At 71.3% G+C, this 13,766-nt stretch carries 12 protein-coding genes; 10 read left to right on the forward strand and 2 right to left on the reverse strand.

Annotated features, from left to right (window positions below):
* Positions 1-40: 40 nt before the first annotated feature.
* The 3 genes from OG568_RS18750 to sbnA all read left to right on the forward strand — a co-directional run bounded on the left by OG568_RS18750 (position 41) and on the right by sbnA (position 3,352).
* The gene (locus OG568_RS18750; RefSeq protein ID WP_266585778.1) at positions 41-1,045 is read left to right on the forward strand and encodes a TauD/TfdA family dioxygenase; all 1,005 of its coding nucleotides are present in this window, start codon (positions 41-43) and stop codon (positions 1,043-1,045) included.
* A complete protein-coding gene (gene sbnB / locus OG568_RS18755; RefSeq protein ID WP_329532415.1) occupies positions 1,042-2,112 on the forward strand; it encodes a 2,3-diaminopropionate biosynthesis protein SbnB in 1,071 nt (356 codons plus the stop codon). Before OG568_RS18750 ends, sbnB begins: the two co-directional genes overlap by 4 nt.
* Before the next feature lie 157 nt (positions 2,113-2,269).
* Positions 2,270-3,352 (forward strand): 2,3-diaminopropionate biosynthesis protein SbnA, encoded by a 1,083-nt coding sequence (sbnA, locus tag OG568_RS18760; protein ID WP_329532416.1) that lies wholly within the window; start codon positions 2,270-2,272, stop codon positions 3,350-3,352.
* 205 nt (positions 3,353-3,557) lie between these two features.
* On the opposite strand, the gene ku is transcribed toward sbnA, so the two are convergent.
* A complete protein-coding gene (ku, locus tag OG568_RS18765) occupies positions 3,558-4,655 on the reverse strand; it encodes a non-homologous end joining protein Ku (protein ID WP_443077697.1) in 1,098 nt (365 codons plus the stop codon).
* A gap of 174 nt (positions 4,656-4,829) precedes the next feature.
* Between ku and ligD the strand changes: the two genes are divergently transcribed.
* Positions 4,830-5,711: a non-homologous end-joining DNA ligase gene (gene ligD, locus OG568_RS18770; protein ID WP_329532418.1), complete on the forward strand. Its 882-nt coding sequence runs from the start codon at positions 4,830-4,832 to the stop codon at positions 5,709-5,711.
* 534 nt (positions 5,712-6,245) lie between these two features.
* On the opposite strand, the gene OG568_RS18775 is transcribed toward ligD, so the two are convergent.
* A complete protein-coding gene (locus OG568_RS18775; RefSeq protein WP_329532419.1) occupies positions 6,246-7,049 on the reverse strand; it encodes a nuclease-related domain-containing protein in 804 nt (267 codons plus the stop codon).
* 97 nt (positions 7,050-7,146) lie between these two features.
* Here OG568_RS18775 and OG568_RS18780 point away from each other — a divergent pair, with 97 nt between their 5' ends.
* The 6 genes from OG568_RS18780 (at position 7,147) to OG568_RS18805 (ending at position 13,746) form a co-directional block, all read left to right on the forward strand.
* Positions 7,147-7,653 (forward strand): protein-tyrosine phosphatase family protein, encoded by a 507-nt coding sequence (locus OG568_RS18780; RefSeq protein ID WP_329532420.1) that lies wholly within the window; start codon positions 7,147-7,149, stop codon positions 7,651-7,653.
* A gap of 257 nt (positions 7,654-7,910) precedes the next feature.
* Entirely contained in the window at positions 7,911-8,723 is an 813-nt protein-coding gene (locus OG568_RS18785; protein WP_329532421.1) for a hypothetical protein, read from the forward strand.
* Positions 8,720-10,054: a HAMP domain-containing sensor histidine kinase gene (locus OG568_RS18790; protein WP_329532422.1), complete on the forward strand. Its 1,335-nt coding sequence runs from the start codon at positions 8,720-8,722 to the stop codon at positions 10,052-10,054. Before OG568_RS18785 ends, OG568_RS18790 begins: the two co-directional genes overlap by 4 nt.
* Positions 10,055-10,155: 101 nt before the next feature.
* Positions 10,156-10,674, forward strand: coding sequence for an SH3 domain-containing protein (locus OG568_RS18795; protein ID WP_329532423.1), 519 nt, complete (start codon positions 10,156-10,158; stop codon positions 10,672-10,674).
* A 79-nt stretch (positions 10,675-10,753) separates the two neighbouring features.
* Positions 10,754-12,148 carry an FtsW/RodA/SpoVE family cell cycle protein gene (locus OG568_RS18800; RefSeq protein ID WP_329532424.1) on the forward strand — a complete coding sequence of 465 codons (1,395 nt, stop codon included), beginning with the start codon at positions 10,754-10,756 and terminating at the stop codon, positions 12,146-12,148.
* Positions 12,145-13,746, forward strand: coding sequence for a peptidoglycan D,D-transpeptidase FtsI family protein (locus OG568_RS18805; RefSeq protein WP_329532425.1), 1,602 nt, complete (start codon positions 12,145-12,147; stop codon positions 13,744-13,746). The genes OG568_RS18800 and OG568_RS18805 overlap by 4 nt, the downstream gene beginning before the upstream one ends.
* The last annotated feature ends 20 nt before the right edge of the window (positions 13,747-13,766 follow it).

Below are 13,766 nucleotides of genomic sequence, written 5' to 3' on the forward strand. Positions count from 1 at the left end.
GAGTGACAACCGACTGAGTGGCTGAGGAAAGGAAATCGAGATGTCGTCCACTTCCACGGCGTCGCTGCTCGACGTGGAACTGCAGCCCGGCAGACCTCCGCTCCTGCGGGCCGAGGCCACCGGTGGCGCGGCGAGCTGGGCAGCCGGGCACCGCGACGCGCTGCGCGCCGTCGTCGCCGAGCACGGCTGCGTCATGGTCCGCGGCCTCGGGCTGCGCGACGCGGCCGAGACCGGTGCCGTCTTCTCGAAGCTCGCCACCGGTCTGATGACCGAGAAGGAGGTCTTCGCGCCCCGACGGACCTACTCCGACGGCGTGTACTCCTCGACGAAGTGGCCGCCGAACCAGCCCATGTGCATGCACCACGAACTGAGCTACACGCTCGAGTTCCCCGGCCTGATGATGTTCGCCTGTCTCAGCGCGCCCACCGAGGGCGGGGCGACCGCGGTCGCCGACGCACCGACCGTGCTCGACGCGCTGCCCGCCGAGTTGACCGAGCGGTTCGAGCGCGAGGGCTGGCTGCTCACCCGCAGCTACAACGACGAGATCGGGGCGTCCGTGGCCGAGGCCTTCGGCACCGAGGACCGTGATGCCGTCGAGAGCTACTGCCGCGCCAACGCCATCACCTTCGAGTGGCAGCCCGACGGTGGGCTGCGCACCCGGCAGCGCCGCAGCGCCGTGGTGCGTCACCCCGTCACCGGCCGGCGCTGCTGGTTCAACCAGATCGCCTTCCTCAACGAGTGGACGATGGCCCCCGAGGTGCGTGAGTACCTGATGGACGTCTACGGGGCCGACGGACTGCCGTTCAACACCCGCTTCGGCAACGGCGACCCGATCGGCGAGGACGTCGTGGAGGCGCTCAACAGCGTCTACGAGGCCCACACCGCGCGCGAGCCGTGGCAGGCCGGGGACCTGATGCTCGTCGACAACATCCGCACCGCGCACAGCAGGGAGCCCTTCGAGGGACCACGCGAAGTGCTCGTCGCCCTGGCCGACCCGGTGCGTCTGACCGACTGCTCTCCGACCGTCGAGGTGACCGCGCCATGACCACCATCCATTCCACCGCAACGGAGTCCGCGCCCGCCGCGCCGGTCACCGTGCCGCCGTTCGCGGTGATCCCCGGCGCCCAGGTCCAGCGCGCGCTGCGCGGACGCGAGAAGCAGATCGTGGAGTTGGTCGAGGAGACCTACCGGGTGCACGGCGCCGGTGACTCGGTGAACCCGCCGTCGTACTTCCTGCGGTTCCCCGACCGCCCCTCCTCCCGGATCATCGCGCTGCCCGCCTCGATCGGCGGGGAGGTGCGGGTGGACGGTCTGAAGTGGATCTCCAGCTTCCCGGAGAACGTGAAGGCCGGTATCCCGAGGGCCTCGGCCGTGCTGATCCTCAACGACCACGACACCGGCTACCCGTTCGCCTGCCTGGAGAGCTCGATCATCAGCGCCACCAGGACGGCCGCGTCGGCCGCCGCGGCCGCCAACCGGCTCAGCCGCGACCGGTCGCGACCGACGCGGGTCGGCTTCTTCGGGGTGGGCCTGATCGCCCGGTACATCCACACGTTCCTGGCCGGCAGCGGCTGGTCGTTCGACGAGATCGGCGTGCACGACCTGTCCGCCGACAGCGCGGCGGGCTTCCGGTGCTACCTGGAACAGTCGGGCGCCACCGGCCGGATCACCGTGCACGACAGCGCCGAGCAGCTGATCCGTAACAGCGACCTGCTGGTCTTCGCCACCGTCGCCGGGCAGCCCCATGTCAGCGATGTGTCGTGGTTCGACCACAACCCGGTGGTGCTCCATGTGTCGCTGCGCGACCTCGCCCCGGAGATCCTGCTCGCCTCGACCAACATCCTCGACGACATCGAGCACTGCCTGAAGGCCGACACCTCGCCCCATTTGGCCGAGCAGCTCACGGGCAACCGGGAGTTCGTGCACGGCACGCTGGACGACGTGATGGCCGGGCGGGTGACCGTGCCGGCGGACCGGCCGGTGGTGTTCTCGCCCTTCGGCCTCGGGGTGCTCGACCTCGCGGTCGGCAAGTACGTCTACGACGAAGTGGCCCGCTGCGGAGAACTGCACGTCGTCGACGACTTCTTCCACGAACTGAGCCGGTACGGATGAGCCGGCCGCGAACACGGGCCGCAGCAGACAGCGGCCCCTGACGCAGAGCCCTGTCCGACCCGGATGGACACGGGCTCCCGCCCACGGAAGCGAGAAGGCCCGCCCACGGTCGGACGGACATTCCGAAAGTGCTCTGCTCCAGATAGAGGAGACCGTCGTGCCCGTCATTTCCGTTCCCCACGCCTTCAACGAAGACGATCTCTATGTAGACCTCCGGTCGATCATCGGGCACTCGCTCTTCCTGAAGTGCGAAGGCTTCAACTTCGCCGGCTCGATCAAGTTGAAGGCCGCCGTCGAGATGGTGGAGGCCGCCGAGCGGGACGGAGCCCTGACCCCGGAGTCGATCCTGGTCGAGTCCTCGTCCGGAAACCTCGGCGTGGCCCTGAGCATGATCGCGGCGAGCAAGGGCTACCGGTTCCTGTGCGTGACGGACTCCCGCGGCAACCTGTCGACCAGGATGATGATGGAGGCCCTGGGCAGCCAGGTGCACATGATCGCCGGTCAGGAGGCCAACGGTGGCTATCTCGGCGCGCGGATCGAGTACGTGCGTGCGCTGTGCGCCTCCGACAGCCGGTACGTGTGGCTCAGCCAGTACACCAATCCGAGCAACTGGAAGGCGCACTACCGCAGGACGGCGCCGGAGATCGCCCGTCAGTTCCCGCAGCTGGACGTGCTGTTCGTCGGGGCCGGCACCACCGGAACCCTGATGGGCTGCGCGCGCTACTTCCGGGAATGGCACCGGCCGGTGCGCGTCGTCGCGGTGGACAGTGTGGGCTCGGTGTCCTTCGGCGGTCCGCCCGGCCGCCGGATGATTCCGGGCCTGGGGATGAGCATGCGCCCGCCGCTGCTCGACGAGTCCTACGTCGACGAAGTGATACGAGTCGAGGAGGCTGACACCGTCCGTACCTGCCACCGACTGGCCCGGCGCGGATTCGTGTTCGGCGGCTCCACGGGCACGGTGGTCAGCGGCGCGACGGACTGGCTGGACCGGCACGACGCACGCGACCTCACCGCGGTGGCCATCGGTCCGGACCTCGGCGAGCGCTACCTCGACACCATCTACCGGGCCAGCTGGCTGCGGGATCTCTACGGGGACGACGTACTCAGCTCCGAGGGGATCATGGCCGATTCCTGGGCGCCCTCCCCCGCGCCACCGCCACGGTGGGACAGGGAGCTCGAGCTCCAGAACGGGGAGCGCGAGAGCAAGCAGCACCCCCAGCTCGAGGACCGTAAGACGTAGGTCCGTCCTACCGATCAGGTCGCCTCACGGTGCGGCGCCCGATCGGCGTCGGCGAGCGGGGTCCGGCGTGTGCCGGACCCCGCTCGCCCTGTGCTGGGCAACTCGTTTCGGTTCGGCGGGCACGAGAGCGCGGCTCCTCAGCCGCGCTCTCGCACTCCGTACGAGGTGACGGGCCCCGGATGCCGCGGGTGTCCCAGGGGATCGGTCAGGCCGAGGCGCGCCCCCGCGCGGTGGCCTTCTTCGCGGCCGTCTTCTTCGCCGTGGCCTTCTTGGCGGACGTCTTCTTGGCCGCCGTCTTCTTGGCCGTGGACTTGGTGGCCGCCCCCGCCTTGCCGGCCGCGTGGTCCGTCGACTTCGCCGTCGACTTCGCGGCCGTCTTCTTCGCCGCCGTCTTCTTCGCGGTCGACGTGGACTTCTTCCCGCCGACCTCCTTGGGCGCCGTACGGGCCGACCTGCGGGAGGGCAACGGGGTGACCTCGGCGGGCTCACCGGGCTCCGTGCCGGTCGCCTCGCCGATCTCCTCGCCCCGGGACTTCTTGGCCGCGCGTACGCTCTTCTCCAGGGCCGCCATCAGGTCGAGCACCTTGCCGCCGGGCCGCTCCGCGGCGGGGGGCGCGGCAGGGATTTCGCCGGAGGCCTTGGCGGCGATGAGTTCCTCGAGGGCCTCGCGGTAGTCGTCGTGGAGTTCGCTGAGGTCGACCTCGCCGAGGGTGTCCATGAGGGCGTCGGCCAGGTCGAGTTCCTTGTCGCGGACGGTCACGCTCGCGTCCGGGGCGACCTCCTGGGTGGACCGGATCTCGTCCGGCCACAGCAGCCCGTGCATGGCGATCACGTCGTCCACCACTCGCAGCATGCCGAGCCGCTCCCGTCCGCGCAGTGCGAACTTCGCGACGGCGACCTTCCGGCTGCGCTTGAGGGCCTCACGCAGCAGGACGTACGGCTTGGTGGCGGGAACGCCGCTCGCGGCCAGGTAGTACGCCGTGTCCAGCTGGAGCGGGTCGATCCGCTCGGCCGGCACGAACGCCACGATCTCGATCGTCCTCGCGGTGGGGATCGGCAGCGAGGCCAGGTCCTCGTCCGTGATGGGGATCAGCGTGCCGTCCGCGTCCTCGTACGCCTTGCCGATCTCACCGGTGGTGACCTCGCGGTCCTCCACCTCGCAGACCTTGCGGTACCGGATGCGGCCGCCGTCGTCGAGGTGGATCTGGCGGAAGGAGACCGAGTGGCTCTCCGTCGCGTTCACGAGCTTGATCGGGATGCTGACCAGGCCGAAGGAGATGGCGCCGTTCCAGATGGATCGCACGTGCGGCACCTTCCTGGTGGTTCCTGCTGACACGGGTTCTTGTCGGCACGGGTTCGCGGGATGCCGTTGAAAGCCAGGCTAGACGGGTGTTCGCGACCTCACATCCGCAAGAGAGCGGTCGAGCGGTGGTGCGATATCGGCCATTTGATCACGGTTTCATGCGACTCTCGTCGTATGACGCCGATCACGGAAGTGGAGGGACGGCGGCTCGCGCTCACCCGTCTGGACAAGGTGCTGTACCCGGCGACCGGCTTCACCAAGGGTGAGGTGCTGCACTACTACGCGACCGTCTCGGAGCCCGTGCTGGCGCACCTCCATGACCGGCCGGTCTCCTTCCTCCGCTACCCCGACGGGCCGGACGGACAGGTCTTCTTCACCAAGAACGTGCCGCCCGGCACCCCTGACTGGGTCCGGACCGCCGAGGTCCCCCGGACGGAGGGCCCCGCACGGATGGTCCTGGTCCAGGACCTCCCCTCGCTGATGTGGGCGGCGAACCTCGTCACCGAGTTCCACACGCCCCAGTGGCAGGTGGACGCGCCCGGTCTGGCCGACCGGCTCGTGTTCGACCTCGACCCGGGGGCGCCGGCGACGGTCGTCGAGTGCTGCGAGGTCGCGTTGTGGCTGCGGGAGCGGCTGGCGGTGGACGGGATCGAGGCGTACGCGAAGACGTCCGGGTCCAAGGGGCTGCATCTGCTGGCGGCGCTGGTGCGGACGGCGTCCTCGGACGTCAGTGCGTATGCGAAGGAGCTGGCCGTCGAGGCGGAGCGGGCGTTGCCGGCGCTCGTCACGCACCGGATGACCAAGAGTCTGCGGCCCGGGAAGGTGTTCGTGGACCACAGTCAGAATGCCGCGCGGAAGACGACGGCCACGCCGTACACGCTGCGTGCGCGGCTCGCGCCCACCGTGTCCGCCCCCGTCACCTGGGACGAGATCGCGGCCTGTGCCGATCCGTGCCGGCTCGTCTTCCACGCGGACGACATCGCTGCGCGGCTGCACCGGCATGGCGACCTGCTCTCGCCCCTCCTCTCCCCGTCCCACGCCCACGCTCTCCCGTAGCCCCGGCGGTGCCTCGCCCCCGCCGCCCCTACCCGACCCATCCCCAGGGGCTCCGCCCCTTCAACCCCACTGGGGGCTGCGCCCCCAGACCCCCACATCGGCCTGAACGGCCTCGTCCTCAAGCGCCGGACGGGCTGAAAACGCGGGCCGGCCGGGGTGGGTGGGGCATCGGCCCCCAGCCTCGTCCTCACACGCCGGACGGACTGAAGACCCGGGCCAGGCGGAGGCTTTCAGGGGCGCGGGGAACTGCGCGACCGGCCCCACCCACCCGCAGCCGAACAACCACCGGGCGCACGGGGAATCCGGGGCGGAGCCCCGGTGCAGGGGGCGCGCGGAACTGCGCGACCGGCCCCACCCACCCGCAGCCGAACAACCACCGGGCGCACGGGGAATCCGGGGCGGAGCCCCGGTGCAGGGGGCGCGGGGAACTGCGCGACCAGCCCCCATCCGCCCGCAGCCGACGAAGCCACCAGGGGGTCTGGGGGCGGAGCCCCCAGGTTCGGAAAGGCGACCCACCGCCGGAGGTCCGGGGCGTCACGTGTGGAGCCATGTGTGACGGTCACGGGCCATCGCGTGCAGCGCCTCCACGTCCGCCGGCTTCAGAACACCCCCCAGTCGGGCCAACGAGGACAGATCGGTGTCCTTGAGGACGCGGACCTCGCGAAGGGGCGCGAGGACGTCGACGTCGGCGGGGCCAGCCAGGGCCAGGACGGCGTGGACCTCGGCGGTCAGCGCGTACGAGGCCCGGTCGGCGTCGGCCCGGACACGGCGCAGCAGCGGACTCGGCTCACGGCGGCCGACGGTGACCATGGGGTCGGTGACGAGAACCCGCTGCTTGCGGGCGTTCAGGGCGCGCACGGCGAAGATGCCGCCGGGACCGATCAGCAGGTGGTCGATGCGGTCGCCGCCGGGGAGCGGGATGGAGTGGAGGGTGTGCCAGCCCGCGCCCTCGAGGTGGTCCAGGGCGTCGCCGACGGCCTGCTCGGCGGCGAGCGCACGGCGTCGCGGGTCGGGCCGCAGGCGGCGCGCCGGTCCCGGGTCGCGGTCGAGGTCGATGATCAGCGCCTCGCCGGGCCGGTTCGGCGCGAGGTCGTCGTCCGGGTGAAGGGTCAGGCGGGCCAGCTCCGCGGGGGTCGGGACCGGTGGGGGTCCCACCGTCACCGGGCCGGTCAGGAACGGGCCGAGCGCGTCGAGCACGTCCTCGCGCCGCTCCTCGCTGAGCAGATTGACCCGGGCTGCCTCACGGTCGTACCAGGCGACGTTCCTCCCGTCGGTCAGGCACACGTACAGGCGCTCCTGCCCGTGGCGCCATGTCGGTATGACGCGCAGTCCGTTCATGCACCATCACCCCACGTCCATGGGAACAGGCGGGGTGCTCCAGGGGCAAGAACCCGGTTACCTTTGTGAGCAGTTGGGGGAGTTGTGGGAGGCGCTGTTGCGGACTCGCAGAAAGCAACCCGAGGTACCCGCTCCGGGCAGCCCGTGGAGCGAGATCGTGCCTGGCCTGTGGATGGGCGGGCACGCGTTCGCGGGGCGAACCGGCGAGCCGGAATTCGCGGTCGTGAGGGATGAGTTCGACCTGGTCCTGACGCTGCTGCGGCTGCCGGGGCACGGCCCCGACCCGGGTGTCGAGCACCATGTGTGGCCGATTCCGGACGGTCCCCTGGACGGGACGCAGCTCGCGGGGGTGATCCGGCTCGCGCGGGCCGCTGACGACGCGCTGGAGGACGGGCGGCGGGTCCTGGTGCGCTGTTATCACGGTTACAACCGTTCGGGGCTCGTGGTCGCGCACGCGCTGGTCCTCGCGGGGCACACCTCCGACGAGGCGATCCGGCTGATACGGAGTCGCCGCTCGCCGTGGGCCCTGCACAACGAGCTGTTCGTGGAGTACCTGCGTGCCGGCCTGCCCACGGCCCGCCTCCTGGAGGAGCTGGCGGAGTAGCCCTTCTCCTCCGCCCGCACGTCCGGCACCTCCGCACCTCCAGCATGTCCAGCTCCTCCGCCACCGTCGGGCATCCCACGACCTCACGCCCTCGCATCCTCACCAGCCACATCAGCCGCACCAGCCACATCGGCGAACAAAAAGGACTTCCCTACGAATATGGTGTACGGCGTCGGTTTCGTCGATTTCACGCCGCCCTCGCGCACCGAGCCGTCCCCCTGGCCCCGGCTCGAGGCCGGCCCGGACGCAGGAGAGCAGTGACCCCCACCCGGCCCCGCGGTCTCGTGCTCGCCGCCCTCGTCGCCGCGCTGGCGGCGGCCGTGGCGGGCTGTGGCGACTCCGGTGCCCTGCGGGGCGCGGGAGCGACGCCCACCGCCGTCGGCCCGTCCCGGCTCTGGCCCGATCTGCCGCCCGCGTCGATGGCCGCCCTCGACTACGGCGAGGCGGACACCGAGACGGTCACGGGCATCACGGCGCCGGGCGACGACATCCACAAGGTGGACCCGATCGCCGTGTTCCGCGCCGAGGTGGGCCGCCACCCGGACGAGTACACGGCCGTCCACGCCCCGTACCGTGAGACGGCCCAGCAGCTCCGGTACTGCACCGGCAAGGACACACTCGGCGGGAAGTGTCCGATCCTCCAGGCGTACTACGGTGATCTCACCGGCGACCGGAAGGACGACCTGGTGCTCGGCATCCGCTTTCCGCAGAATCAGCTGGCGGTGCGCGTGTACACCTTCGAGCACCACAAGCTGGTCCAGATCATGGGCACCACGGACAGCACGATCAGCGTCGAGGTCGCGGGCCGTGACGTGATCATCCGCTCGCCCTCGACCCTGCCGGGATACGAGTACCGCACGGTGTGGACCTGGGACCCGCACCAGCACGCGATGCTGGCGACCCGCGACGAGATCCTCCGCGTGGGCACGCCCGGCCCCACCAGGCGCGGCACCGCCTCGCCCGTCCCCTCGGCACCCCCCGCCCCGCCGGTCTCACCCTCGGCCTCTCCGTCTGCCTCGACGTCTTCATCGGCCTCCCCCACGCTGTCGCCCGCCGCGAGCGCCTCGTGAGACAGGGCCCGCGCCGCCTCCGGCTGCCCCGCCGCCTCCCCCGCTGGGCCGCCACCCTCACCTGGAAGGCCGCCGCCTTCATCACGGTGATGTGCTGCGGCCTCGCCGCCCTGCTCGGCGTCCTCGTGCATGTCTCGGTGACCAACCAGACCGTCGGCGAGGCCCGCGGCCGGGCGCTCGACCGGCTGGCGGAGGTGACCGCGGACTACCAGGCGGGCGACCGGCTGCCGCCGGGCGCGGGGGTGGATCTCCCGGGGCTGCCCGCGGCGCTGCGCGAGCTGGCGACGGACGGGCGCCGCGGCACGATGGTCGGGGACAACGACCCGCACCCCACCATGTGGGCGGCCGGACCCGCGAGCGGCGGGCGGGCGCTCGCCGTGCAGTTCGACTACTCGCAGGGCGCGCACGCCATCGACGCCCTGGACCGGTCGATCGTCTGGTCCTCGGCGCTGGCGATCGGCGCGACACTGCTGGTCGGGGTGTTCGCGGTGACGCGGGTGACCCGGCGGCTGCACGCGACGGCGCAGGTGGCCCGGCGGATCAGCGCGGGCGACCTGGACGCGCGCGTCAATGATCCCCGTACGGCCGTGGATCCCCGTACACAGTGCCCGACGCGCCCCCAGGACGAGGTGGCCGCGGTCGCCGGGGCCCTCGACACGATGGCGTCCTCGCTGCAGAGCAAGCTGACGAGCGAGCAGCGCTTCACCGCGGATGTGGCACATGAGCTGCGCACCCCGCTGACCGGGCTGCACGCGGCCGCGGAGCTGCTGCCGCCGGGCCGGCCGACGGAGCTGGTCCGCGACCGGGTGGCCGCGCTGCGCACGCTCACCGAGGACCTGCTGGAGATCTCCCGGCTGGACGCCGGGCGGGAGCTGCTGGAGCTGGACTCGGAGCCGCTGGCTCCGCTGGCCGAGCGGGTGGTGCGGGCGTCGGGCACCGAGACCGAGGTGCGGGTCGTGCGTGACGCCCGGGTGGAGACCGACCGGCGCCGCCTGGAGCGGGTGCTCGGCAATCTGGTGGCCAACGCGCACAAGCACGGGGCGGACCCGGTGGTGCTGACCGTCGACGGCCCGGTGGTGACGGTGCGGGATCACGGCGGCGGCTATCCGGACTATCTGCTGGAGCACGGGCCGCAGCGGTTCCGTACGGAGGGCGGTTCGAAGGGCCATGGGCTGGGGTTGACGATCGCGCTCGGCCAGGCGGAGGTGCTGGGCGCGCGGCTGTTGTTCGCCAACGCTCCCGGGGGCGGTGCGATCGCGATGCTGACGCTTCCTCAGGACGGGCGGGACGCCTCCGGCACCGGCGGGGAAGGGCCGACCGGGGCACGCTGAGCGCTCTCGCGTCCCCGATGGCGCAGTGCGGCCTGCGCGTATCCGAGCCCGCTCCTAATGTGGCGATCAGTCAGAGAAGTCATATTTTCGGAGGAGTCTCCATGTCCCTGCGTCACACTCTCGCCCGCACCGGGATGGTGCTCGCCGCCGGCACGCTCATCGCGGCGGCGAGCGCCGGCCCCGCCCTCGCCGCCGGCACGCTCATCGTGCCCGCGGGCACCGGACCCGGCATCATCGACGACACCCGCGACTGGGACGGCCTCGACTGGGACAACGGTGGCGACCCCTACTTCGGTGACCCCTACTTCGACGACGACGGTCTGGGCGGCGTCCGCTTCGACTACGACCCACGCGATGACGGACTGTTCGACTTCAACGACAACCGGCGCTTCCAGGGCCACATCACCGCCCGTAACGGCCTCGCGCTGCACAACCGACCCGACCGCGACAGCCGGATCACCCGTATCGCACCGTACCGCGAGCACGTCAACATCTACTGCAAGACCTGGGGCGAGCGCGTCGGCGGCAACCCGATCTGGTACCTGATCACCGACGGCGTCTGGTCCTGGGGCCCGGCGCAAGGCATCGCCAACGACGGCGCGTCCCCGCGTTGGTGCTGACGCCGGGCGCGCCCACCGGATCGGCCTGTCCGTCACCACATAACGGGACATCAGGTCAGCCACTTGCTACGTTCCGGACATGATTCAGCCCGGAATGCCAGGAATTCCCGGAACACGGGGACCGACCGTGGCAGCGGACCCGCCCACCCCCGCAGTCCGCCTGCCCCGGCGCCGTGGCATCGAGTTCACCCTGATCGTCATGGCCGTACTGCTGTCCGTGTTCGGCTACTGCGCGGTCGGATACGCCCGGCACGGCACCGTCCCGCCCGGCGCCGCGGTCTACGGCGCCGGGCTCGGTGTGCTCGCACTCCTCGCGCATCTCGCGGTGCGACTGCGGGCGCCGTACGCCGATCCGCTGCTGCTGCCCATCGCCGTCCTGCTCAACGGCCTGGGCCTGGTGCTGATCTACCGCCTGGACCTGGAGACCCCGGGCGACCGGGCCGCCCCCGTCCAGCTCATCTGGTCGACGCTCGGCGTCGCGCTCTTCATCGCGGCCGTCCTCTTCCTGCGCGACCACCGCGTCCTGCAGCGCTACACCTATGTCTCGGTCGTCACGGCGCTCGGCCTGCTGGTCCTGCCCATCCTCTTCCCCGCCGTGAACGGCGCCCGGATCTGGATCCGGATCGCCGGGTTCTCCATCCAGCCGGGCGAGTTCGCGAAGGTGCTGCTCGCGGTCTTCTTCGCCGGCTACCTCGCGGCCAACCGCAACGCGCTCGCCTACGCGGGCCGCCCCGTCTGGCGGTTCAAGCGGCTCCAGCTGCCCACCGGCCGGGTCCTCGGCCCGATCGTCGCGATCTGGCTGCTGAGCGTGGTGGTCCTCGTCCTGGAGCGGGACCTCGGCACCTCGTTGCTGTTCTTCGGCCTCTTCGTGATGATGCTGTACGTCGCCACCGGCCGCACCGGCTGGATCGCGGTGGGCCTGCTGCTCGCCTGTGTGGGCGCGATGGCCGTCGGCCGGCTGGAACCGCACGTCCACAGCCGGGTGCAGGACTGGCTGCACCCCTTCGCCACGATCGACGCGGGCCAGGGCCCGAACCAGCTCGCCCAGTCCCTGTTCGCGTTCGCCGCGGGCGGGATGATGGGCACCGGCCTCGGGCTCGGCCACTCCATCCTCATCGGATTCGCCGCCAAGTCGGACTTCATCCTGGCCACCGCGGGCGAGGAACTGGGCCTCTTCGGACTCTGCGCGATCTTCCTGCTCTACGGCCTCCTCGTGGAACGCGGCTACCGCGCCGGCCTCGCCCTGCGCGACCCCTTCGGACGGCTCCTCGCCATCGGCCTCGCCTCGATCCTGGCGCTCCAGGTCTTCGTGATCGCGGGCGGTGTGACCGGTCTGATCCCGCTGACCGGGATGGCGATGCCGTTCCTCGCCCAGGGCGGCTCCTCGGTCGTCACCAACTGGATCATGGTGGCACTGCTGATCCGCGTCAGCGACTCGGCGCGCAGCCAGTACGACGGGACGGCGGCGCCATGACCAAGTACATCCGCCGGGCCGCCGCCCTCTGCGCGGTGCTGCTGCTGGCCCTCCTCCTCAACGCCACCCGCGTCCAGGTCTTCCAGGCCGGGACGTACGACGGCAACCCGGCCAACCGCCGTCAGACGATCGCCCGTTACGGCCAGCCGCGCGGTGACATCCTCGTCGCCGGCCGGCCGGTCACCGGCTCCAGGGACAGCGGCCAGCAGCTCCGCTACGAACGGACCTACAAGGACGGCCCGTTGTACGCGCCGGTGACCGGCTTCGCCTCGCAGGTGTACGGGACGACGTTCCTGGAGAACGCCGAGGACGGCATTCTCTCCGGCAGCGACCCGCTGCTCTCGCCGTTCCCCCTGTGGAAGGAGGCCACGCACGCCCAGAACCCCGCCGGCAAGGTGGTCACGACGATCGACCCCGCCGCACAGCGCGCGGCGTACAGGGGTCTCGGTTCGCGACGCGGGGCGGTGGCCGCCGTCGAGCCGGCCACCGGCAGGATCCTCGCGCTGGTCTCCGCACCGTCGTACGACCCCGGGGAACTGTCCGGGACGGGCGCGGCGGTGGCGCACGCGTGGGACAGGCTGAACGGGGCGGCGGACAAGCCGATGCTCAACCGGGCGATCCGGCAGACCTATCCGCCCGGTTCGACGTTCAAGGTGGTGACGGCCGCGGCGGCCCTCGACTCGGGGGTGGTGACGGACCCCGACACGTCCACCACCTCCCCCGACCCGTACCGGCTGCCCGGCACCACGACCCGGCTGACGAACGAGACCGAGGGCTGCGAGGACGCCTCGCTGCGGTACGCCTTCGAGTGGTCCTGCAACACGGTCTTCGCCAAGCTGGGCGTGGACGTGGGGCTGAGCGACATGACCCGCACGGCGGCGGACTTCGGTTTCAACGACCGGGGCCTGCGGATCCCCTTCTCCGTCGCCCCCAGCAACTTCGACACGACGCTCGACAAGGCACAGCTCGCGCTCTCCTCCATCGGTCAGTTCAACACCCGAGCCACTCCCCTCCAGATGGCGATGATCTCGGCGGCCGTCGCGGGCGGCGGGGCCGTGAAAACGCCCTATCTGGTGGAGAAGACGACCACCCGGAGCGACAACACGGTGTCGACGACCGGTCCGAGCACGCTCCACCAGGCGATGAACCCGGCGACCGCGGCACGGATGCGCGAGCTCATGACGGACGTGGTGACGGAGGGCACCGGCACCAACGCCGCGATTCCCGGAGCGACGGTCGGCGGCAAGACCGGGACCGCCCAGCACGGCATCGACAACCTGGGGACGCCGTACGCCTGGTTCATCTCCTGGGCCCAGGCGGACGGCGCGATGGAGCCCGCGGTGGCGGTCGCGGTCGTCGTCGAGGACGCGGCGGCCGACCGTGGGGACATCAGCGGGGGCGGGGACGCGGCGCCGATCGCGAAGGCGGTGATGGAGGCGGTGCTCGGGTTCCGGGACGGGGACCGGGACACGCGTCGGGCCGACCTGCCGCTCGGTCAGGACCTCTACCGCAGCGGCGTACGAACTCGCCCGGATCAGCATCGCCCGCCTCACGGCCCCCCTGGCCCCACCGCGGCTGGCGGGACTCCGACACACTGACGGTCTTCGTGGAATGAGCG

It is taken from the genome of Streptomyces sp. NBC_01450, from assembly GCF_036227505.1.
In the GTDB taxonomy this organism is placed as follows: Bacteria; Actinomycetota; Actinomycetes; order Streptomycetales; family Streptomycetaceae; genus Streptomyces.

Coding starts and splice junctions, on each gene's coding strand:
- ligD (WP_329532418.1), top strand. CDS start 4,830: ATGACGCCGATCACGGAAGTGGAGGGACGGCGGCTCGCGCTCACCCGT.
- sbnB (WP_329532415.1), top strand. CDS start 1,042: ATGACCACCATCCATTCCACCGCAACGGAGTCCGCGCCCGCCGCGCCG.
- OG568_RS18795 (WP_329532423.1), top strand. CDS start 10,156: ATGTCCCTGCGTCACACTCTCGCCCGCACCGGGATGGTGCTCGCCGCC.
- OG568_RS18805 (WP_329532425.1), top strand. CDS start 12,145: ATGACCAAGTACATCCGCCGGGCCGCCGCCCTCTGCGCGGTGCTGCTG.
- OG568_RS18775 (WP_329532419.1), bottom strand. CDS start 7,049: ATGAACGGACTGCGCGTCATACCGACATGGCGCCACGGGCAGGAGCGC.
- OG568_RS18750 (WP_266585778.1), top strand. CDS start 41: ATGTCGTCCACTTCCACGGCGTCGCTGCTCGACGTGGAACTGCAGCCC.
- OG568_RS18800 (WP_329532424.1), top strand. CDS start 10,754: ATGATTCAGCCCGGAATGCCAGGAATTCCCGGAACACGGGGACCGACC.